Genomic DNA, 21466 nt, shown 5'->3' on the forward strand with positions numbered 1-21466 from the left:
TTATTCCTCTGGATCGTTGAACCCCAATAGCCAGGTAAACAGGAACCCGGCGATAACTGCTACCAGATAGCCTAACAGATAGAACATCACTTTTCCGGCAACAATCGTCAGTGCCAGCGGTAATCCGGAGATGCCAAAGGTGATGACCGTCGCTACCTTCCAGTAGCTAATCAGCGCCCCGCCTACCGCTCCGCCAAGGCAAGCGCCGATAAACGGCTTACCCAACGGCAGCGTGACACCAAAAATCAGCGGCTCGCCAATCCCCAGCAGTCCGACCGGCAGCGCCCCTTTGATCACTTTCTTTAGCCGCGCATTGCGGGTTTTCATCAAAACCGCAATCGCAGCACCTATTTGCCCAACCCCCGCCATCGCCAGGATAGGAAAGAGCGCGTTATAACTGTGCGCCTGAACCAGCTCAACGTGAATAGGTACCAACCCCTGATGAAGCCCGGTAAGCACCAACGGCAGAAAGGTTCCCGCCAGCACGGCACCGACCAGGAATCCGCCGCGATCGATAGCCCAGGATGCACCGTGAGCGATAGATTCAGAAATCCAGCCGCCAAGCGGTTGCAGCGCTACAATCGCGATGATTCCGGTAATGATAGTAGTCAGCAGCGGGTTAAGGATCAGCTCCAGCGATTCCGGCAACAGCACGCGGAATTTGCGTTCGATCCAGCACATCAGCGCCACCACCAGTAGTACCGCGATCACCCCGCCGCGCCCCGGCTGCAGCGCTTCGCCAAACAGGGTAATTTGCGCCAGCTGCGGACTGGAGAGGATCCCCGCCATCACCCCCCCCATCGCCAGAGAGCCGCCGAAGACTTTGGCGGTATTCACCCCAACCAGAATATTCATGATGGCAAACACGGCGCTGCCGAATATGCCCATCAGACCCAGCATATTCGGATAGTGGGTCGCAAAATCCCCGACGATGTCCGGTCGCTTAAGGATGTTAATAATGCCGGTAATCAAACCGGAGGCGATAAACGCCGGAATAAGAGGGATAAAGACGTTCGCCAGCTTGCGCAGCGCATCGCTCATGGGTGCTTTGTACTTCGCTTTGGCCTCTGACTTCGTGCGCTCGATATCATTGGCGTCTGCTCGCTCGCCGCCATCGGCAATCAGGGAACGCATAGCATCCACCACTTTGGCGGCTTTACCGGGACCGACGATAATCTGGTGCTGTGCACCCTGCTTCACGTAACCGCTAACACCGGGCAGTTGCCTGAGGCGAGGGATATCAATCTGTCCGTCATCCTGAACTTCCACTCTGACGCGGGTCATACAGTTTTCCAGGCGCAGAATATTCTTTTCTCCGCCAACGCCCAGCAGAATGTCGCTGGCCAACACCGCCGTCTTATCCATATACACCTCTTAGTGTTCTAACGCCGCGCGTAAAAAACCCTGGTGAGCGGCAAGTTTTTCGCGGGCGGCGGCGGCATCCAGGCCGGTGAGCGCCATTAAAATAGCCGGCTTAACATCAAAATCGGTCTGCTTTAGCAGCGCCTGCGCCTGTTCACGCGCGATGCCGGTGGCTTCAACCACCATGCGACATGCCCGATCGACCAGCTTGACGTTGGTAGCCTGCATATCCACCATCAGGTTCTGGTATACCTTGCCAAATTTCACCATCGCACCGGTGGAGATCATATTGAGCACCAGCTTTTGCGCGGTACCAGATTTCAGTCGCGTTGATCCGGTCAACGCCTCAGGCCCCACTACCGGAGAAATGGCAATATCCGCTTCATGCGCGATAGGGGAATCTGGATTGCAGGAAATCGCCGCCGTCGTACAACCCACCGAACGCGCATATTTCAGCCCGCCAATCACATACGGTGTGCGACCAGAAGCTGCCAGCCCCACCACCAGATCCTGTGCGGTAAGATTGAGCGCACGCAGATCGTCTTCACCTAACTGCGGGTTATCTTCTGCGCCTTCTACCGCCTTCAGCAGCGCGCCCGGTCCGCCAGCAATCAGCCCGACCACCAGACCATGCGGGACGCCAAAGGTCGGTGGGCATTCAGACGCGTCCAGCACCCCAAGACGCCCGCTGGTACCTGCGCCCATGTATATAATGCGTCCTCCGGCTTTGAGCGCGTCAGCTGCCGCGTCGACCGCGCGCGCAACTTGAGGCAGAGTTGCTTTTACTGCTTGTGCTACCAGCGTATCCTGTTGATTAAAACGATGAACCAACTCCAGCGTGGAGAGCGCATCCAGATCCATGGTCTGTGGATTGCGGGTTTCTGAAACTAATGCACCGAGATTCATTTTTGGTCCTTAGGAATTTTTAATTCATAATAATCTGTCATAATGGAATATTATATTCATCCAGGCGAGTGAAATTTTGTTTTGTAATCGCCATCACGTTTTCGCCAGGAGACAGCATGAACTGTTTAATTCGCATTCGTCAGCGTTACCCGGACCTCGCGCAAAGCGATAAAAAACTTGCGGATTATCTTCTTGCTCAGCCGGATACCGCGCGTCATCTCAGCTCACAGCAGTTGGCTTTTGAAGCGGGCGTCAGCCAGTCCAGCGTGGTGAAGTTCGCACAAAAGATGGGTTTTAAAGGGTTTCCGGCATTGAAACTGGCGATCAGCGAAGCGTTGGCCAGCAACCCCAATCCCCATTCCATTCCGGTGCATAATCAGATTCGCGGTGACGACCCCATGCGGATGGTGGGCGAGAAGCTGATTAAAGAGAATGTGGCGGCGATGCATGCGACGCTGGACGTCAACAGCGAAGAGAAACTGATGGAGAGCGTCACGATGCTGCGCTCAGCCCGACGCATTATCGTAACCGGGATTGGCGCATCGGGTCTGGTTGCGCAGAATTTTGCCTGGAAGCTGCTGAAGATTGGTTTTAACGCGGTGGTAGAACGCGATATGCACGCCCTGCTGGCAGCGGTGCAGGCGCTTTCGCCCAATGATCTACTGCTGGCCATTTCGTATACCGGAGAGCGGCGCGAGCTCAACCTGGCTGCGGACGAAACATTGCGCACCGGAGCCAAAATTCTCGCCATCACTGGATTTACACCAAACGCCCTGCAGCAACGGGCAAGTCATTGTCTGTATACGATTGCTGAGGAGCAGGCCACACGCAGCGCAGCGATTTCCTCCACCCACGCGCAAATGATGCTCACTGATTTACTGTTTATGGCGCTGGTGCAGCAGGATCTGGAACATGCTCCGGAACGTATTCGCCACAGCGAAGCACTGGTAAAAAAACTGGTCTGAGCAAAGAATGCGCGTATAATGCCCGCCCGATTTGTGATGTTTTGAGAGTTTCCTGATGGCCCTGTTAATCACTAAAAAATGCATCAATTGCGATATGTGCGAGCCCGAATGCCCGAATGAGGCGATTTCGATGGGTGACAGCATTTACGAGATTAACAGCGACAAGTGTACGGAATGCGTAGGCCATTACGACACGCCAACCTGCCAGAAGGTGTGCCCGATCCCCAATACTATTTTGAAAGATCCGGCACACGTCGAAACAGAAGAGCAGTTGTGGGATAAGTTTGTGCTGATGCACCACGCCGATAAACTATAACCGCGTCGCCATCCGGCAATGTCCTGTATCTAACTTTCGATAATCACCGTGGCGCAGGCGTAGTGACGCTCATCGGCCAGCGTCACATGCATATGTGCGACGCCGAGTTTTTCCGCCAGTTTTAACGCCTCCCCCCATAACCGCAGACGCGGCTTACCGAGTTCGTCGTTAAAGACCTCAAACTGATTAAACGCCAGACCGTTGCGAATACCCGTCCCGAAGGCTTTTGCTGCCGCCTCTTTGACCGCAAAACGCTTCGCCAGAAAACGCACCGGCTGCTGATGCGTCTCCCAGATTGCCCATTCGTTGTCGCTGAGCACGCGTCTTGCCAGACGGTCGCCGGAACGGGAGATCACCGCTTCAATGCGGGCAATCTCCACAATATCCGTACCTAATCCCAGAATCGCCATTAACCACGCGCTTCCAGCATCAGGCGTTTCATTTCTACTACGGCATCTTTCAGGCCGCTCATCACTGCGCGCCCGATAATGGCATGGCCAATGTTCAGCTCGTGCATTTCCGGGATCCGGGCGATGGCTTTAACGTTGTGATACGTCAGGCCATGACCCGCATTCACCTTCAGGCCAAGGCTGGCCGCAAAAGTCGCCGCTTTGGCGATACGCGCCAGTTCACTGGCCTGTTCCGCATCGGTTTTCGCATCGGCGTAACAGCCGGTGTGAATTTCAATAAATGGCGCGCCCACTTCCGCAGCGGCCTTAATCTGCTCTTCATCGGCGTCGATAAACAGCGAAACCAGAATACCTGCGTCCGCCAGGCGTTGGCAGGCATCGCGCATCTTGTCGCGCTGACCGGCGACGTCCAGACCACCTTCAGTGGTAACTTCCTGACGCTTTTCCGGCACCAGGCAGCAAAAATGCGGCTTAGTCTCAACGGCAATCGCCAGCATCTCTTCGGTGACCGCCATTTCCAGATTCATGCGCGTATCCAGCGTCTGGCGCAGAATACGCACGTCACGGTCGGTGATATGGCGACGGTCTTCACGCAGATGTACGGTAATACCGTCTGCGCCCGCCTGTTCAACGATAAACGCTGCCTGAACCGGATCCGGGTATGCGGTACCGCGTGCATTACGTAAAGTAGCAATGTGGTCAATGTTGACGCCTAACAGTAATTCGGACATGACAATCCTCGTATTTTATTTTCGCTTCGGCATAAACTGCCGGAATAATTCACGGCTCTTTAGGGGCTTACCACCAAGATACGGCTTTAACGCCATACGGGTAAAGCGTTTCGCGGCGCGCAACGTATCAGCATCCGGAAATTCTCGCGATTCAAGTGCTTTCAGATGGCGTCCGGTAAAGGTGGAGTTATCAATTACGACGCTTGCAATAAACCCTTTTTCTTCCCGGTAGCGATAGGTCATGGTGTCGTCTACCGGCTCGCCGCTACCCGCACAGTGGGTAAAATCAACGCCGTAGCCCAGATGCCCAAGCAAGGCAAGCTCAAAGCGACGTAACGCAGGTTCTGGCGAACCGGTCGCGCCAGCCAGCGCCTGAATACAGTTCAGGTAATCGAAAAAGAGTTCAGAAAAGCGGGTCTCGTACTCAAGAACGCGAGAAATAAGCTCGTTGATATACAAACCGCTGTACAGCGTGATACCGCTAAGAGGGAGTGCCAGAGAAACGGCTTCGGCGCTGCGCAAGGTTTTGACCTCACCACGTCCACCAAAGCGAAGCAATAAGGGAGTAAAAGGCTGGAGTGCGCCTTTGAGATTGGAACGTTTGGAACGTGCGCCTTTAGCCACAAGGCGCACGCGGCCCGACTCTTCCGTGAAGACGTCCAGCACGAGACTGGTTTCGCTCCACGGGCGGCTGTGCAGGACAAAAGCGCGTTGCCATCCTTCCATCATAATACTCGTCGTCTTTCAAGTTGCAGGTGCGTTGGCTGCGCCCGTTCACCCCAGTCACTTACGAGAGTAAGCTCCCGGGGATTCACGGACTTGCCGCGTGACTCTGCCTCTGGCCTCGCTCCTTCGGAGCCAGCGCAAGCGCTGTTCAAAACACTATGTGTTTTGTCCTGCACCTCGAAAGCCATAGAGTATTAAAACTACTGGTCGTCGCCGTAACCGAGGCTGCGCAGCGCGCGTTCGTCATCGGCCCAGCCGGATTTCACTTTCACCCACAGTTCGAGATGAACGGGCGCTTCGAACATTTCCTGCATGTCTTTACGCGCTTCAATACCGATGGTTTTAATCTTGGCCCCTTTGTTGCCAATAACCATCTTCTTCTGCCCTTCACGTTCAACGAGGATCAGACCGTTAATGTCGTAGCCACCGCGCTCGTTGGAGATAAAACGCTCAATCTCCACGGTAACGGAGTACGGCAGTTCAGCACCCAGAAAACGCATCAGCTTTTCACGGATGATTTCAGAGGCCATAAAGCGCTGAGAACGGTCGGTGATGTAATCTTCCGGGAAGTGATGAATAGCTTCCGGCAAATGCTTACGCACGATGCCCGCAACGGTATCGACATTCAAGCCGGTTTCGGCAGAAATCGGTACGATATCAAGGAAGTTCATCTGGCTTGCCAGGAACTGCAGGTGCGGCAGCAGATCGGCTTTTTCCTGAACGTTGTCTACTTTGTTCACAGCCAGAATAACCGGGGCTTTACCATCACGCAGCTTGTTGAGCACCATTTCGTCGTCCGGCGTCCAGCGGGTGCCTTCGACAACGAAAATAACCAGTTCAACATCACCGATAGAGCTGCTCGCCGCTTTGTTCATCAGACGGTTGATCGCACGTTTTTCTTCCATATGCAGACCCGGAGTATCAACATAAATCGCCTGATACGCGCCTTCGGTATGGATGCCAACAATACGGTGACGTGTTGTCTGAGCCTTACGTGAGGTAATGGAAATCTTCTGCCCAAGCAGATTATTCAACAGAGTGGATTTGCCGACGTTCGGGCGGCCGACGATGGCAATAAATCCACAGTAAGTTTTATCGATGCTCATTCCAGCTCCAGTTTTTTCAACGCCTGTTCGGCGGCAGCCTGCTCAGCCTTACGACGGCTCGAACCTGTGCCAACCACCGGTTCACTCAGGCCGCTGACCTGGCAGTGGATAGTAAATTCTTGATCGTGTGCTTCACCACGCACCTGCACCACCAAATAAGACGGTAGAGGCAGGTGGCGACCCTGCAAATATTCCTGCAGGCGCGTTTTCGGATCTTTTTGTTTGTCGCCTGGGCTAATTTCATCCAGACGAGTTTGATACCAGTTCAGGATCAATTGCTCAACGGTTTGAATATCGCTGTCGAGGAAGACGCCGCCAATTAAAGCTTCAACGGTATCCGCCAGGATCGATTCACGACGGAAGCCGCCGCTTTTCAGCTCGCCGGGCCCCAAACGTAAACATTCACCGAGGTCAAACTCACGGGCTAATTCAGCCAGCGTATTGCCGCGAACCAGCGTTGCGCGCATGCGGCTCATATCACCTTCATCCACACGCGGGAAACGGTGATACAGCGCATTAGCGATAACAAAGCTCAAAATAGAGTCGCCTAAAAATTCTAAACGCTCGTTATGTTTGCTGCTGGCACTCCGGTGAGTTAATGCCTGCTGCAACAGCTCCTGATGATTAAAAGTGTAGCCCAGCTTCCGTTGAAGCCGATTAATTACGATGGGGTTCATGCGATACCAATAAATGAATGCGTCAACAATTCAGCACACGAAACAGACCTGATATACGCACTTCGCTTAGCCGTCTGGCTTCACTTGAATGCATTTGTATACAAACCAACGCTGTTTCGTGTGCCGTGGCAACCTGTCGGTGCCAACCTAAAACTTCGGGGGAATATTCTATACACAACGACAAGGGATGTCGTTAGTCTGCGGGAATTTATCCGAGAAATAATTCACGCTGTCGCCATAATGACGACAGCGTGAACGATTATCGGCAATTAGTGAATGCCACCAATACGGCTTAAACGCACACCGGTCGGCCATTCGCCTTCTTGCTTGTCGAAACTCATCCAGATAGCCGTCGCTTTACCAACCAGATTCGCTTCCGGCACAAATCCCCAGTAACGGCTGTCCGCGCTATTGTCACGGTTATCACCCATCATGAAGTAGTGTCCCGGTGGGACGATCCAGGTTGCCAGTTGCTGACCTGGCTGGCGGTAATACATCCCCACCTGATCCTGGGCGATTGGCACAGTCAGAATGCGGTGCGTTACCTCACCCAGCGTTTCTTTACGCTCGGAGAGGCGAATACCGTTCTCTTTCGTTTCGTTCAGCGGAACTTCAAAGAAGCCGCTGGTCGCTTCACCGCCGTTACGACGAGCAAAGGTCTGTACAAAATCACTTGGCTGAACATCAGAGTACGTTACCGGCAGCGCGTTTTCACACGCCTGACCTGAACTGCATCCTGGCTGAATAGTGACCTCTTTCGCCACCGGATCGTACGTCACTTTGTCTCCCGGTAAACCGACAGCACGTTTGATGTAGTCCAGACGGGGATCTTCCGGGTATTTAAACACCACGATATCTCCACGTTTCGGATGGCCAGTTTCGATCAACGTTTTCTGATAAATCGGATCTTTAATCCCGTAGGCGAATTTCTCCACCAAGATAAAGTCACCGATAAGCAGCGTCGGCATCATCGAACCAGACGGGATCTGGAACGGCTCATAAATAAATGAACGCACCACCAGTACAATAGCTAAAACCGGGAAAACGGATGCCCCAGTTTCCAGCCAACCCGGCTTAGGGGCCACTTTTTTCAGCGTTGCTTTATCCAGTGAATCACCTGCAGCAGCTTGCGCTGCTGCCTGACGCTCCCGGCGTTTTGGTGCGAAGATGAATTTATCTACGCACCATAAAATGCCCGTCACCAGTGTGGCAATCACCAGAATCAGGGCAAACATGTTCGCCATGCCAACTCCTTAAGATTATTTGCTGTCTTTACCGACATGCAGAATGGCGAGGAACGCTTCCTGCGGCAGTTCGACGTTACCGATCTGCTTCATGCGCTTTTTACCCTCTTTCTGTTTTTGCAGCAGCTTTTTCTTACGGCTGATATCGCCACCGTAGCATTTCGCCAGAACGTTTTTACGCAGCTGCTTAACCGTTGAACGCGCGATGATGTGCGTGCCGATGGCCGCCTGAATCGCGATATCAAACTGCTGACGAGGGATCAGATCTTTCATCTTCTCGACCAGCTCACGGCCACGGCTCTGGGAGTTGTCGCGGTGAGTGATCAGCGCCAGCGCATCGACACGTTCGTTGTTGATGAGGACATCAACGCGTACCATGTCAGACGCCTGGAAGCGTTTGAAGTTATAGTCCAGCGACGCATAGCCGCGAGAGGTTGACTTCAGACGGTCGAAGAAGTCGAGTACCACTTCCGCCATCGGAATTTCATAGGTCAGCGCCACCTGGTTACCGTGGTAAACCATGTTGGTCTGGACGCCACGCTTCTCGATACACAGGGTGATGACGTTACCAAGGTAAGCCTGCGGCAGCAGCATGTGACACTCAGCGATCGGCTCACGCAGTTCGTAGATGTTATTCAACGGCGGCAGCTTGGACGGGCTATCGACGTAAATAGTCTCCTTCGCCGTGGTTTCTACTTCATAGACTACGGTCGGCGCGGTAGTGATCAGATCCAGATCGTATTCACGTTCCAGACGTTCCTGAATGATCTCCATGTGCAGCAGGCCGAGGAAGCCGCAGCGGAAGCCAAAGCCAAGCGCGGTTGAGCTTTCCGGCTCGTAGAACAGGGAGGCGTCGTTGAGGCTCAACTTACCAAGCGCGTCACGGAAGTTTTCGTAGTCGTCAGAGCTCACCGGGAACAGACCGGCGTAAACCTGCGGCTTCACTTTTTTAAAGCCTGGCAGCGGTTTGTCCGCCGGGTTACGCGCCTGCGTCAGGGTATCGCCAACCGGTGCGCCGAGAATGTCTTTAATCGCGCAAACCAACCAACCTACCTCGCCGCATTTCAGCTCGGTACGGTCAACCTGTTTTGGCGTGAAGATGCCCAGACGGTCGGCGTTATAGACCTGACCGGTGCTCATCACTTTAATTTTGTCGCCTTTACGCATGGTGCCATTTTTAATACGCACCAGTGACACCACGCCCAGGTAGTTATCGAACCAGGAGTCGATGATCAGCGCCTGCAATGGACCTTCCGGGTCGCCTTCCGGCGCCGGGATATCGCGCACCAGACGTTCAAGTACATCAGTGACGCCAACACCGGTTTTCGCCGAACAGCGAACAGCATCAGTTGCATCAATACCGACGATATCTTCGATCTCTTCCGCTACGCGCTCAGGATCGGCGGCTGGCAGGTCAATTTTGTTCAGTACCGGCACCACTTCCAGATCCATTTCCATGGCGGTATAGCAGTTAGCCAGGGTCTGCGCTTCTACGCCCTGTCCGGCATCAACCACCAGCAATGCGCCTTCACAGGCAGCAAGCGAGCGGGAAACTTCATACGAGAAGTCAACGTGACCCGGGGTGTCGATAAAGTTAAGCTGATAGGTTTCACCATCAGATGCTTTGAAATCGAGCGTCACGCTCTGCGCTTTGATAGTAATACCGCGCTCACGCTCCAGATCCATCGAGTCGAGAACCTGCGCTTCCATTTCACGGTCAGACAGGCCACCGCAGATCTGGATAATACGGTCAGACAGCGTCGATTTACCGTGGTCGATGTGAGCTATGATTGAAAAGTTACGTATGTTCTTCATATAGTGTAATTATTGTGCCTTACGCCCGCCGGAGCAGGCTCTGAGAAGTCGCTGATCTGAGCTTAACGTCTGTTTAAGTGAAACGCCGCATTCTACACTACAACGCTGAGGCGAGGAAATGTTCATAGAGCAAGGATAGCGGGAACTGGAAACGACCATGCAAAGCCGGTGAAACTTTTGCAGGGTGACGGCATAAACGCCTTATCCGGCCTACGCCTGCATCTGATGACGCCGTAGGCCTGATAAGCGCAGCGCCATCAGGCAAAGATATCACTGCTGGGTTTCGACGCGAATAAGATCGGGTGGGAGAGCAACGTTCAGAATGACCGGCTGCCAGGCCTCACGCTCAGCAAGCTTACGAGAGAATCCACGAGCAATCAGGAATCCGCCCACGCCCCCCAGCACGGCGCCGCTTAATGCCGCAAGATCGGAACCAAACAGCACCTGGAAAAGCGCCGCGAAAAGAAACAGTCCCGCCAACGGAGACATATAGACCAGCATCGCCGAACCCAACAGGCTACCCTCGGCAATGCCCAGTTCAACTTTTTGACCAGGCGCTAAGGGTTCGTCGCAGGGTACCACGATGGTGTGCGTGGTCTGCGGCCCAAGTTTGTTCAGCACGCGACTCCCGCATCCGGCCCTGGAAGCACAGCTGCTACATGATGCTTTAACATCGCAGCTGACCGTCGCCAGACCATTTTGCCAGGAGACGACCGTCGCCCACTCTTTAATCATTGCGCAGCCCTGAACTTAATATTATCCGCGATACGCTTCGCCGTTTGCGGTGGGAGTTCGCCCACTATCGTAATTTCCGCGTTATCACGTACGCTGGTGCTGACCGTTCTACGCCCGGTTCGTAACAGTTGATCGGCGCTGTTTTGCATCGCACGGTTTACGTTCACGGAGAAACTAAACAGGCCATCAGAATAAAGGCGCGATTCGATCGGCATGTTATCCATTGTCGGCAGCGGACGTCGACTGCTGGAGACTTCGCTGAAGCCTTGCGGCAACCACGACGGACTCCAGTTAAAGTTGGTTTTCTCACCTGCAGGAACCGACAGCAGCGGCGGCAGATTGGCTTTCGCCAGCGCCTGCATACTGTCGCTGACGCCGTTGTTTACGGTAAAGGCGATGACGCGGAACTGTTCCAGCGTTTCGCCATCACGGTCGAGAAGATCGACACGCATCGGCAGCTTGGTCTCCGTGTCCATCCAGACGATATAGCTGTAACGCGTCCCGTCACGGGCGACAACGCGGATCACTTCACAGAGCCGATCGGCAATGCGGGTGCGACCTACTGAGATAAAATCATAGTAGGGAGCAAGGCGTTTAAAGTCGGTGTAAATCAGAGATGGCAGAGAGTCAACGATATAGTCGCCGTTTAGCGTGAACGGTTCGAGACCAGGCTCAAAATAGCTGATTTCGTTGCCACGTTGCACCACTTCCCGGCGCGGTCCATCCATTTGCAACAGTTGCGCTAGCGGACGGTTATCCTGGCGGGCATGGCGATAACGTAGGGATTCAACACCCTGCTTATTGATGCTGACAAATGACAGCTCATAGGTTAGCGACTGGCTGGCCAGATTCATCTGCTGCAACAACGCCCCAGACGCAGGATTGGCCGAGGCGTTTACAGAGAAGAACAGGCTACCAGCCACAAGTGACATGGCAAACCAAAGTTGCTTCATTACTGCGATTGCGTTCCTAAAGTTTGAATTCCTGGCACCTGCACAGCGGCTTGCTGTGTTTGGGCCTGCTCAAACTGAAGCTGTTCAGAGTGCAGTCGACGTTGCAGTTCGTAATCCTGCAACATGGCATTAATACGACGACGCTGCTCCTGTACCTGCTGTTGCTGACCGCCGCTGGCCGTCGCGTCAGAAGGTACACCCAGGCTAACCGGACTGGCTTTACCCATCATCGGTAATGTATTAAATACCGGCGTTTCGGGCTGCTGGGACGTTTCAGATTGCCCATTATAGTGCTGGACGCCAACAATAACTGCAAGTGATACACACGCGGCGACACCCATTTGGGTAAGCTGCGCGGCCCACGGACGCATTTTCTTCCAGAATGGCATTTTCTGCCACTGGTGCGGTGCTGGCTGGGCCTCAGGAATCAATGGCGCCGTCTGACGTACTGGCTCATCCTGGATGGCAGCCATTACGCGGGCGGAAATATCGAAATGGAGAACGTCGGCGGTATCACCTCGCATGGAATCGCGAATCAGGTGATAACTCTCCCAGGTTTTTTGCATTTCCGGGTCGTGAGCCAGCTCTTTGAGTAACTCAGTATCCAGCGTTTCGCCATCCATTAAAGCGGAAAGTTTTTCTTTCTGCATGCCTAATACCTTTTCCAGTATCCCGCTATCGTCAACGCCTGATAAGCGGTTGAACTTTATTATCAATAGCTTCCCTCGCTCGGAAGATACGTGAACGCACCGTACCTACCGGACAATCCATGATAGCGGCTATCTCTTCATAGCTCAGGCCATCCAGCTCCCGCAAGGTTATTGCCATGCGTAAATCTTCCGGGAGGGACTCAATAGTTCGGAAAACTATCTGTCTCAGTTCTTCTGACAACATTAAGTTCTCAGGGTTCGAAATTTCTTTCAGCGCACCGCCACTTTCGTAATTTTCTGCTTCAATCGCATCAATATCACTGGAAGGTGGACGACGCCCCTGAGCGACCAGGTAATTCTTCGCTGTATTGACTGCAATACGATACAGCCAGGTATAAAAAGCACTATCTCCCCGGAACGAGTCCAGCGCACGATAGGCCTTGATAAATGCTTCTTGTACTACATCGGGTACATCGCCCGACGGTACATAGCGAGAAACCAGACTCGCCACCTTATGCTGATAGCGCACTACCAGTAGGTTAAAGGCTTTCTGATCTCCCTTCTGGACCCGTTCTACCAGGACCTGGTCCGTTAACTGCTCGCTCATCCGAGGTAAAGTCTCCCCAAACCAAATTTCCACGCGCCTTCGAAACGCCACTCCATCAGCTTCACTATGAGCAAGCAAATGCTTAGAGTGCTCAAGTTTCGTAAAGTTCCGTTACGCATTGTTTTTTGTTTGTCATGTTGTAGACAGGTCTTATCTCTCATTATAAGTCTACATAACCCGATCAACGCACTATCTGTTTAGAAATGCCCATTTCACCGCTTGCAGAGTAACCCAACGGCTACTTTATTTCACCACATAATCTGATGCTAACGGTCTGCTTCACAAAATATTTTTGCTCTTTTCACCCTCGTTATACTTTTCTTTCTTGTTTAGTCATTGCAACACATTTAAAAATAAAACGTGCAGTATCGCGCAATGTGGTGCTATGGTGACCAAACACTGTTTAGTAAATTAAACAAAAATCATGAATACGACTCCTGAATTATCCTGTGACGTGCTGATCATTGGCAGCGGGGCTGCCGGACTTTCACTGGCGCTGCGCCTGGCTGAAAAACATCAGGTTATTGTCCTGAGCAAAGGCCCGGTCAGCGAAGGCTCGACATTTTATGCCCAGGGCGGTATTGCCGCGGTATTTGATGAAACCGACAGTATCGACTCCCACGTTGAAGATACCCTGATTGCCGGGGCCGGTTTGTGCGATCGCCATGCGGTTGAGTTTGTCGCCAGCAATGCCCGCACCTGCGTTCAGTGGCTAATCGATCAGGGCGTCTTGTTTGATACGCAGGTTCAGCCCAACGGTGAAGAAAGCTATCACCTGACCCGTGAAGGCGGTCATAGCCATCGACGTATCCTGCACGCTGCGGATGCTACCGGCAAAGAAGTCGAAACCACCCTCGTCAGCCAGGCGCAAAATCACCCCAACATCCGGGTTCTCGAGCGGAGTAATGCCGTCGATCTGATTGTCTCTGACAAAATCGGTCTGCCGGGAACGCGTCGGGTTGTTGGTGCCTGGATCTGGAATCGTAATAAAGAAGCCGTCGAAACCTGCCATGCGAAATCAGTCGTGTTGGCCACCGGCGGCGCATCAAAGGTCTATCAATACACCACTAATCCGGATATTTCCTCGGGCGACGGGATTGCGATGGCCTGGCGCGCGGGATGCCGCGTCGCCAACCTGGAGTTTAACCAGTTTCACCCGACGGCGCTGTATCACCCTCAGGCGCGCAATTTTCTGCTGACCGAGGCGCTGCGTGGCGAAGGCGCGCACCTGAAGCGCCCGGACGGCTCGCGCTTTATGCCCGATTTTGACGAGCGTGGCGAACTGGCTCCCCGCGATATTGTCGCCCGCGCCATTGACCACGAGATGAAACGCCTGGGCGCTGACTGCATGTTCCTCGACATCAGCCATAAACCAGAAGAATTTGTTCGTCAGCATTTTCCGATGATTTATGAAAAATTACTGGGACTGGGCATCGATCTGACTAAAGAGCCGGTTCCTATCGTTCCTGCCGCACACTATACCTGTGGCGGCGTGATGGTTGATGACTTTGGCCGCACCGATGTCGACGGGCTGTATGCGATCGGCGAAGTGAGTTACACCGGCCTGCATGGCGCCAACCGGATGGCATCGAACTCATTGCTGGAATGCCTGGTTTACGGCTGGTCCGCGGCTGAAGATATCGACAGGCGCATGCCTTATGCTCGCGGCGTTAACACGCTCCCGGACTGGGATGAAAGCCGGGTAGAAAACCCGGATGAACTGGTTGTCATTCAGCATAACTGGCATGAGCTGCGGCTGTTTATGTGGGATTACGTCGGCATTGTGCGCACAACCAAGCGTCTGGAGCGCGCCCTGCGCCGTATCACCATGCTACAACAGGAAATCAACGAGTATTACGCCCATTTCCGTGTTTCGAACAACCTACTGGAACTGCGCAATCTGGTGCAGGTTGCTGAACTGATTGTCCGCTGCGCAATGATGCGCAAAGAGAGTCGGGGCCTGCACTACACGCTGGATTACCCGGAACAGCTTCCAGAGGCGGGCCCATCCATTCTCTCGCCGCTAAGTCATCACATAAACAGATAAAACGCCTGGGTCAGCGCCGTGTAACCTTCAGAGTAACGTTGGTCTGGCCCACGGATCACCAGCCTGTCGCTAAAGCACTCCCCGGCCTGCGGGGAGAATGCCAGCAATACCCGATGAGGTAGTCGGGCTTCCGTTTCTGCAACATCCGTGCGCAATCGCAGATGCCAGCCCATACTGAGTGCCTGCTGGGTAAATGCATTGCCGATCTGTTCCGGCAGCACCACACAGAAAAAACCTTCTTCCGTTATGCTGTCCGCTGCCAGCGTAAGTAATGCCTGATGATCGAGCGTAGTGGTGTAGCGTGCCTGCTCGCGCTGCGGCGTGGCGCATTCCACCCCTTGTTCATAATAGGGAGGGTTGCTGATAATCAAATCAAAACGCACGGTCTGGCGCGGTACCCACTGCTGCGCATCTTCCGTATGGACGCTCACGCGATGCATCCACGGAGATTGCGCGATGTTCTCCTGCGCCTGCTGCGCGGCGTCAACATCAAGCTCCACGGCGTCAATGATGACGTTTTCATCAGTGCGTTGGGCCAGCATCAGCGCCAACAGGCCGCTTCCGGTACCAATATCCAGGATCCGTTTTACGCCCGCAACAGGGGCCCAGGCCCCCAATAAAATACCGTCTGTTCCGACTTTCATTGCACAACGATCGTGTGCCACAAAAAACTGCTTAAAAGTAAATCCATTACGTCTAAGTACGGATGTAGACTGGGGCATGAAGAACAACCTTCCTGGAAAAAAAACGATAACATAGGATAAAAACAATACCTGAGAAGGTATATCCATACAAACAGATGAAGATTGCAGCCGTAACGTCTATAATCAGCGCCCCACTCAGAGGTAGAACATGACTGTAACGACTTTTTCCGAACTTGAACTCGATGAAAGCCTTCTGGATGCCCTCCAGGAAAAAGGTTTCACTCGCCCGACCGCCATTCAGGCTGCCGCCATTCCGCCTGCGCTCGATGGCCGTGATGTACTCGGTTCTGCGCCGACAGGCACCGGTAAAACGGCGGCATATTTGCTGCCAGCGTTGCAGCACCTGCTCGACTTCCCGCGCAAGAAATCTGGTCCGCCGCGCATTTTAATTTTGACACCGACGCGCGAACTGGCGATGCAGGTTGCCGAACACGCCCGTGAGCTGGCGAAGAATACGCATCTGGATATCGCAACGATTACCGGCGGCGTGGCTTACATGAACCACATGGAAGTCTTTAGCGAAAACCAGGACATCGTGGTCGCCACTACCGGTCGTCTGCTGCAGTACATTAAAGAAGAGAACTTCGACTGTCATGCAGTTGAGACGTTGATCCTCGATGAAGCAGACCGCATGCTGGACATGGGCTTTGCCCAGGACATCGAGCATATCGCCGGTGAAACCCGGTGGCGTAAGCAAACCATGCTGTTCTCCGCCACGCTGGAAGGCGATGCGATTAAAGATTTTGCCGAGCGTCTGCTGGAAGATCCGGTCGAAGTCTCAGCGGATCCGTCCACCCGTGAACGCAAGAAGATCCATCAATTTTACTACCGTGCCGATGATATCGAGCACAAAACTGCCATGCTGATCCATCTGTTAAAACAGCCGGAAGCGACCCGCTCAATTGTCTTTGTACGCAAACGCGAGCGTGTACACGAGCTGGCAGGCTGGCTGCGCCAGGCAGGCATTAATAACTGCTATCTCGAAGGCGAGATGGTGCAGAACAAACGTAACGAAGCGATCAAACGTCTGACCGATGGTCGCGTGAACGTACTGGTAGCAACCGACGTTGCCGCACGCGGGATCGATATTCCTGACGTTAGCCACGTGTTTAACTTCGACATGCCACGCAGTGGCGATGCCTATCTGCACCGCATTGGTCGCACCGGTCGCGCAGGCCGTAAAGGTACAGCGATCTCTTTGGTTGAAGCGCACGACCATCTGCTGCTCGGCAAAGCGAGCCGCTATATTGACGAGCCACTGAAAGCACGCGTCATCGACGAACTGCGTCCAACCACGCGCGCGCCAAGTGAGAAATCTAACGGTAAGCCATCCAAGAAAGTGCTGGCAAAGCGCGCCGAGAAAAAAGCCAAAGAGAAAGAGAAACCTCGGGTGAAAAAACGTCACCGCGACGCCAAAAATATCGGCAAACGTCGTAAGCCGAGCGGAGCTGCGACTCAGCAGTCCGACAAAGAGTAAACCGAATGCCGGGCCGTCTAGCCCGGCATTTTTTGTGCACAGAAAAGCGGAAGACGCACTGGCATCTTCCGCTTTCAGATTCTCTGCTGAACGGGGGTTATTCCCCAGTAGCCTTACAGGCTCTCAGTAAAGGTACGAGCAATAACGTCGCGCTGCTGTTCTGGGGTCAGAGAGTTGAAACGCACGGCATAACCAGAAACACGGATGGTCAGCTGTGGATATTTCTCCGGATGCTTAACCGCATCTTCCAGCGTTTCGCGACGCAGAACGTTTACGTTCAGGTGTTGACCACCTTCCACGCGGACTTCCGGCTGTACGTCTACCGGCACTTCACGGTATTCGATTTCACCCAGTTTGCTGACGGCAACGACTTCATCAGCATTGAAACCTGCTTTCGCAACGATGCAGCGTGCTTCGCCTTTTTCGCTGTCCAGCAGCCAGAAAGAGTTCAGCAGGTCGTCGTTTGCAGCTTTAGTAATCTGGATACCTGTAATCATTTGATGCCTCCCCGGCAAAATTATTTGATCTCGGTTGGCCGTCATCCGGCCAATTGGTAAAACCATTGTTGCTTGAGTGTATATATACCCCTCACACACCCTTGAATCTTTGATTTAAATCAACAAAAACCACACATGAAAAGTGGTGATGGGTGGATTTTATTGTTTTACATCAACTTACGCCATACATGCAGCTAAACTTTTTACATAAATTTTCAACTATCTTTAAGGGGTAGTCCCTTGAGAAACGTACAGAATTTTGCGACGCCGAAAGAAGCAGTTAAGCTAGGGGGATTGAAAATTCGCAGGAGAGCGAAATGGCTACCGAATTAACCTGGCACGATGTGCTGGCAGAAGAGAAACAGCAGCCTTATTTTGTTAACACGCTGCATACTGTGGCGGGCGAGCGTCAGTCGGGTATGACAATTTACCCGCCGCAAAAAGATGTATTCAATGCTTTTCGCTTTACCGAGCTTGGCGACGTGAAAGTCGTCATCCTGGGTCAGGACCCTTACCACGGTCCAGGCCAGGCACACGGTCTCGCGTTCTCTGTCCGCCCCGGCATTGCCACTCCGCCTTCGTTGCTGAACATGTACAAAGAGCTGGAAGCGACGATTCCAGGCTTCACGCGCCCAACCCACGGGTATCTGGAAAGTTGGGCACGCCAGGGCGTGCTGTTACTCAACACCGTACTCACCGTCCGCGCCGGTCAGGCACATTCGCACGCCAGCCTGGGGTGGGAAACATTTACTGATAAAGTTATCAGCCTGATTAACCAACATCGGGAAGGCGTGGTTTTCCTGCTCTGGGGTTCTCACGCACAGAAGAAAGGCGCGATTATTGATACGCAGCGTCACCATGTGTTGAAAGCGCCCCACCCATCACCGCTCTCTGCGCATCGCGGTTTCTTTGGCTGCAATCACTTTGTACTGGCGAATGAGTGGCTGGAACAACGAGGTGAAAAGCCAATTGACTGGACGCCGGTATTACCTGCGGAAAGCGAGTAAAAAAAATGCCAGCGATTCGCTGGCATTTTTATGATCAGGCTTTGTTCTGACGCCACCACTCCGCGAGCAGCACGCCGGTCGCGACAGAAACGTTGAGCGTTTCTACCTTGCCCGTACCGTCAATCGCTACGCACAGATCGTCGGCTGAGCATGCTGCTTCTGGCAGAGCTTCACGCTCACGCCCTAATACCAGCACCATTTTTTCCGGCAACGTGGTAGTAAACAACGGTTTGCCTTTCACGCTTGAGGTCATCACTACCGTGTAACCCGCGTTACGGAAGTCGTCCAGCACATCGACAATGCTGTCACCGGTGATCGGCTGAACGTGCTCAGCTCCGCCTTCAGCTGTACGGATAGCCGCCCCCGATTCCAGCAACGCCGCATCCTGAACTACCACGCCTTTCACACCAAAGTGGGCGCAGCTACGCATCATGCCGCCCAGGTTGTGCGGGTTAGCAATATCTTCCAGAGCCAGCACGCAATCCTGCGCCCCTGCCTGACCAACCCACTGCTTAACGGTGGTGCCGTTACGCTTTTTGATCAGGAAGCAAACGCCGCCATGGTGTTCAGTGCCGGAGGCTTTCGCCAGCTCGGCTTCGTCAACCACGTGGTAGGCTTTGCGGTTTGCCGCCATCCAGCGCAATGCTTCTTTAAAGCGCGGGGTTACGCTCTGAACAAACCAGGCGCGGACGATGGCGTCCGGACGACTCTGGAACAGAGCCTGACAGGCATTCTCACCGTAAACGCGAGTTTCTTCCGCGCGCTGACGGCGTAATACTTCAGGATCGATAAAGCTTTTGCCGCTAATACCGCCGTGATCGGCTTTGTCCGCTGCGTCATCACTCGGTGCGCGGGACACGGTACGCCATGGTGAATCTTCACGTCTGCGGTCGCGTTCTACATCGCGGTCACGACCACGTTCACGGCCACGTTCGCTGTTCGGACCCTTTCTGTCATCACGGGCAGGGCGACGACCGCCTTCGGCTCGGGAGGTACCGGGGCGACCGCCGCCTTTACCAGTACGTGGATTTTGGGTGCGTTTGTCCGAGTCATCGTCACTGCGGACGTACATCACTTTGACCTTGCCGTTTTTATTCTTCAGTTCGTCGCTCATGTTTTTCTCCACCTGCTCTGCGCGAAGCGCGCAGATTACCCGATGTGCACGTCGTTAGCCATTATTTCATTTAAAAGCTAAGGACTATTGTACTCATTGAATAAAACGCATTGTTGTTTAGAACAGACTCCCCGATAATATGTAACATAATAGAAACATACTGGCGTTACTGCCGTGAAGTCCACTCCACTCATCCAGAGGTTAGTTATGAATACCGTTTGTACCAGCTGCCAGGCTATCAACCGTATCCCCGACGATCGTGTCCAGGAAGCGGCTAAATGCGGACGCTGTGGTCACGACCTGTTTGATGGGGAGGTGATCAATGCGACCGGTGAAACACTGGATAAACTGTTAAAAGACGATCTCCCGGTGGTGGTTGATTTTTGGGCCCCCTGGTGTGGTCCATGTCGTAACTTCGCCCCGATTTTTGAAGATGTCGCGGAAGAGCGTAGCGGTAAAGTGCGTTTTGTTAAAGTGAATACGGAAGCCGAGCGTGAACTCAGCGCCCGTTTCGGTATCCGCAGCATTCCGACCATCATGATCTTCAGAAAAGGTGAAATCGTCGACATGCTTAACGGCGCTGTACCAAAAGCCCCGTTTGATAGCTGGCTTAACGAATCATTATAATCTCTACGGGGCGCATCTTGTGCCCCGTTTTCACCTCTGCGACAATAGCGTTTTTCAACGTGTTTCCCCATGACCGATAACGCTGTTCTTCTGTTACGCGCTGAGCGCCTTGCGCGCGCCACGCGCCCTTTCCTTGCCCGAGGTAATCGCATTCGCCGCTGTCAGCGCTGCCTGCTGCCGCTGAAGCTCTGCTTGTGCGCAACGCTAATGCCCTCTGAGGCAAAAAGTCGCTTTTGTCTGGTTATGTTTGACACCGAGCCGATGAAGCCCAGTAACACGGGACGTTTGATTGCCGATATTCTGCCCGATACCACGGCTTTTCAGTGGTCACGCACCGAACCGCCTCAGGCGCTGCTCGAACTGGTGAAAAATCCGGATTACCAGCCGATGGTTGTATTCCCGGCCTCTTATGCAGGCGAAGAGCGTGAAGTGATTTTCACGCCACCAGCCGGTAAACCACCGTTGTTTATTATGCTTGATGGTACCTGGCCTGAGGCGCGTAAAATGTTCCGCAAAAGCCCGTACCTTGATAACCTGCCGGTAATCTCCGTTGATTTATCGCGTCTTTCTGCTTACCACCTGCGCGGCGTTCACGCCGAAGGGCAATACTGTACCGCCGAAGTGGCCATCGCCTTATTGGATCTGGCGGGTGATACGCAAGCCGCGGAAGGGTTAAGCGATCATTTCACTCGCTTTAAAACCCGCTATCTGGCAGGAAAAACCCAACATCAGGGAAGCGTCACAGCAGACTCGCCAGAAAGCGTTTAAAATCATTCGGTCACTGGTGTCA

Annotated in this window: 24 protein-coding genes; 7 read left to right on the plus strand and 17 right to left on the minus strand. The window is 53.5% G+C overall.

Annotated elements, in window-relative coordinates; translation table 11 throughout:
• Positions 1–1365: a PTS transporter subunit EIIC gene (locus tag OGV94_RS03370; RefSeq protein WP_286522586.1), complete on the minus strand. Its 1365-nt coding sequence runs from the start codon at positions 1363–1365 to the stop codon at positions 1–3.
• 9 nt (positions 1366–1374) lie between these two features.
• Positions 1375–2268, minus strand: a complete 894-nt coding sequence (gene murQ, locus OGV94_RS03375) for an N-acetylmuramic acid 6-phosphate etherase (protein ID WP_087050929.1) — start codon at positions 2266–2268, stop codon at positions 1375–1377.
• A gap of 116 nt (positions 2269–2384) precedes the next feature.
• Between murQ and OGV94_RS03380 the strand changes: the two genes are divergently transcribed.
• On the plus strand, positions 2385–3233 hold the full coding sequence (locus OGV94_RS03380; RefSeq protein ID WP_043017218.1) for a MurR/RpiR family transcriptional regulator: 849 nt from the start codon (positions 2385–2387) through the stop codon (positions 3231–3233).
• A gap of 55 nt (positions 3234–3288) precedes the next feature.
• On the plus strand, positions 3289–3549 hold the full coding sequence (locus OGV94_RS03385; RefSeq protein ID WP_003037590.1) for a YfhL family 4Fe-4S dicluster ferredoxin: 261 nt from the start codon (positions 3289–3291) through the stop codon (positions 3547–3549).
• 29 nt (positions 3550–3578) lie between these two features.
• On the opposite strand, the gene acpS is transcribed toward OGV94_RS03385, so the two are convergent.
• From acpS to rseD, 12 genes are all read right to left on the minus strand, one after another.
• On the minus strand, positions 3579–3959 hold the full coding sequence (acpS, locus tag OGV94_RS03390) for a holo-ACP synthase (protein WP_003037588.1): 381 nt from the start codon (positions 3957–3959) through the stop codon (positions 3579–3581).
• A complete protein-coding gene (gene pdxJ / locus OGV94_RS03395; RefSeq protein WP_043017219.1) occupies positions 3959–4690 on the minus strand; it encodes a pyridoxine 5'-phosphate synthase in 732 nt (243 codons plus the stop codon). Before pdxJ ends, acpS begins: the two co-directional genes overlap by 1 nt.
• A gap of 15 nt (positions 4691–4705) precedes the next feature.
• Entirely contained in the window at positions 4706–5416 is a 711-nt protein-coding gene (gene recO / locus OGV94_RS03400; protein WP_043017220.1) for a DNA repair protein RecO, read from the minus strand.
• Positions 5417–5616: 200 nt separating this feature from the next.
• A complete protein-coding gene (era, locus tag OGV94_RS03405) occupies positions 5617–6522 on the minus strand; it encodes a GTPase Era (RefSeq protein WP_006683413.1) in 906 nt (301 codons plus the stop codon).
• A complete protein-coding gene (gene rnc, locus OGV94_RS03410) occupies positions 6519–7199 on the minus strand; it encodes a ribonuclease III (protein ID WP_003037579.1) in 681 nt (226 codons plus the stop codon). Before rnc ends, era begins: the two co-directional genes overlap by 4 nt.
• Before the next feature lie 269 nt (positions 7200–7468).
• Complete coding sequence (lepB, locus tag OGV94_RS03415) at positions 7469–8443, minus strand: signal peptidase I (protein WP_042306654.1); 975 nt, start codon at positions 8441–8443, stop codon at positions 7469–7471.
• 15 nt (positions 8444–8458) lie between these two features.
• On the minus strand, positions 8459–10258 hold the full coding sequence (gene lepA, locus OGV94_RS03420) for a translation elongation factor 4 (protein WP_043017221.1): 1800 nt from the start codon (positions 10256–10258) through the stop codon (positions 8459–8461).
• Positions 10259–10528: 270 nt separating this feature from the next.
• On the minus strand, positions 10529–10993 hold the full coding sequence (gene rseC, locus OGV94_RS03425) for a SoxR-reducing system protein RseC (RefSeq protein ID WP_043017222.1): 465 nt from the start codon (positions 10991–10993) through the stop codon (positions 10529–10531).
• Positions 10990–11946: a sigma-E factor regulatory protein RseB gene (gene rseB, locus OGV94_RS03430; RefSeq protein WP_043017223.1), complete on the minus strand. Its 957-nt coding sequence runs from the start codon at positions 11944–11946 to the stop codon at positions 10990–10992. The genes rseC and rseB overlap by 4 nt, the downstream gene beginning before the upstream one ends.
• Complete coding sequence (rseA, locus tag OGV94_RS03435) at positions 11946–12596, minus strand: anti-sigma-E factor RseA (RefSeq protein WP_003037574.1); 651 nt, start codon at positions 12594–12596, stop codon at positions 11946–11948. The genes rseB and rseA overlap by 1 nt, the downstream gene beginning before the upstream one ends.
• A 31-nt stretch (positions 12597–12627) precedes the next feature.
• Positions 12628–13203, minus strand: a complete 576-nt coding sequence (rpoE, locus tag OGV94_RS03440; protein WP_003037573.1) for an RNA polymerase sigma factor RpoE — start codon at positions 13201–13203, stop codon at positions 12628–12630.
• Positions 13200–13364 carry a rpoE leader peptide RseD gene (gene rseD, locus OGV94_RS03445; protein ID WP_049259737.1) on the minus strand — a complete coding sequence of 55 codons (165 nt, stop codon included), beginning with the start codon at positions 13362–13364 and terminating at the stop codon, positions 13200–13202. The genes rpoE and rseD overlap by 4 nt, the downstream gene beginning before the upstream one ends.
• Positions 13365–13627: 263 nt before the next feature.
• On the opposite strand from rseD, the gene nadB reads away from it, so the two are divergent.
• The gene (gene nadB, locus OGV94_RS03450; protein WP_221922809.1) at positions 13628–15250 is read left to right on the plus strand and encodes an L-aspartate oxidase; all 1623 of its coding nucleotides are present in this window, start codon (positions 13628–13630) and stop codon (positions 15248–15250) included.
• Here nadB and trmN read toward each other — a convergent pair.
• The gene (gene trmN, locus OGV94_RS03455; RefSeq protein ID WP_043017225.1) at positions 15235–15972 is read right to left on the minus strand and encodes a tRNA(1)(Val) (adenine(37)-N(6))-methyltransferase TrmN; all 738 of its coding nucleotides are present in this window, start codon (positions 15970–15972) and stop codon (positions 15235–15237) included. The genes nadB and trmN overlap by 16 nt on opposite strands.
• A gap of 130 nt (positions 15973–16102) precedes the next feature.
• Between trmN and srmB the strand changes: the two genes are divergently transcribed.
• Positions 16103–17431, plus strand: coding sequence for an ATP-dependent RNA helicase SrmB (gene srmB / locus OGV94_RS03460; protein WP_003835340.1), 1329 nt, complete (start codon positions 16103–16105; stop codon positions 17429–17431).
• Between the two features lie 113 nt (positions 17432–17544).
• Here the strand turns inward: srmB and grcA are convergent, their stop codons facing one another.
• Positions 17545–17928 carry an autonomous glycyl radical cofactor GrcA gene (gene grcA, locus OGV94_RS03465; RefSeq protein WP_003037563.1) on the minus strand — a complete coding sequence of 128 codons (384 nt, stop codon included), beginning with the start codon at positions 17926–17928 and terminating at the stop codon, positions 17545–17547.
• A 317-nt stretch (positions 17929–18245) separates the two neighbouring features.
• Here grcA and ung point away from each other — a divergent pair, with 317 nt between their 5' ends.
• Positions 18246–18935, plus strand: a complete 690-nt coding sequence (gene ung, locus OGV94_RS03470; RefSeq protein WP_080626221.1) for a uracil-DNA glycosylase — start codon at positions 18246–18248, stop codon at positions 18933–18935.
• A gap of 34 nt (positions 18936–18969) precedes the next feature.
• Here the strand turns inward: ung and OGV94_RS03475 are convergent, their stop codons facing one another.
• Complete coding sequence (locus OGV94_RS03475; protein WP_043017227.1) at positions 18970–20049, minus strand: tRNA/rRNA methyltransferase; 1080 nt, start codon at positions 20047–20049, stop codon at positions 18970–18972.
• Positions 20050–20256: 207 nt separating this feature from the next.
• Here OGV94_RS03475 and trxC point away from each other — a divergent pair, with 207 nt between their 5' ends.
• The gene (gene trxC / locus OGV94_RS03480; protein ID WP_003037559.1) at positions 20257–20676 is read left to right on the plus strand and encodes a thioredoxin TrxC; all 420 of its coding nucleotides are present in this window, start codon (positions 20257–20259) and stop codon (positions 20674–20676) included.
• Between the two features lie 69 nt (positions 20677–20745).
• Entirely contained in the window at positions 20746–21444 is a 699-nt protein-coding gene (gene tapT, locus OGV94_RS03485) for a tRNA-uridine aminocarboxypropyltransferase (RefSeq protein WP_043017228.1), read from the plus strand.
• Positions 21445–21466 lie beyond the last annotated feature (22 nt).

It is taken from the genome of Citrobacter sp. Ce006 (genome assembly GCF_030336535.1).
In the GTDB taxonomy this organism is placed as follows: domain Bacteria; phylum Pseudomonadota; class Gammaproteobacteria; order Enterobacterales; family Enterobacteriaceae; genus Citrobacter; species Citrobacter europaeus.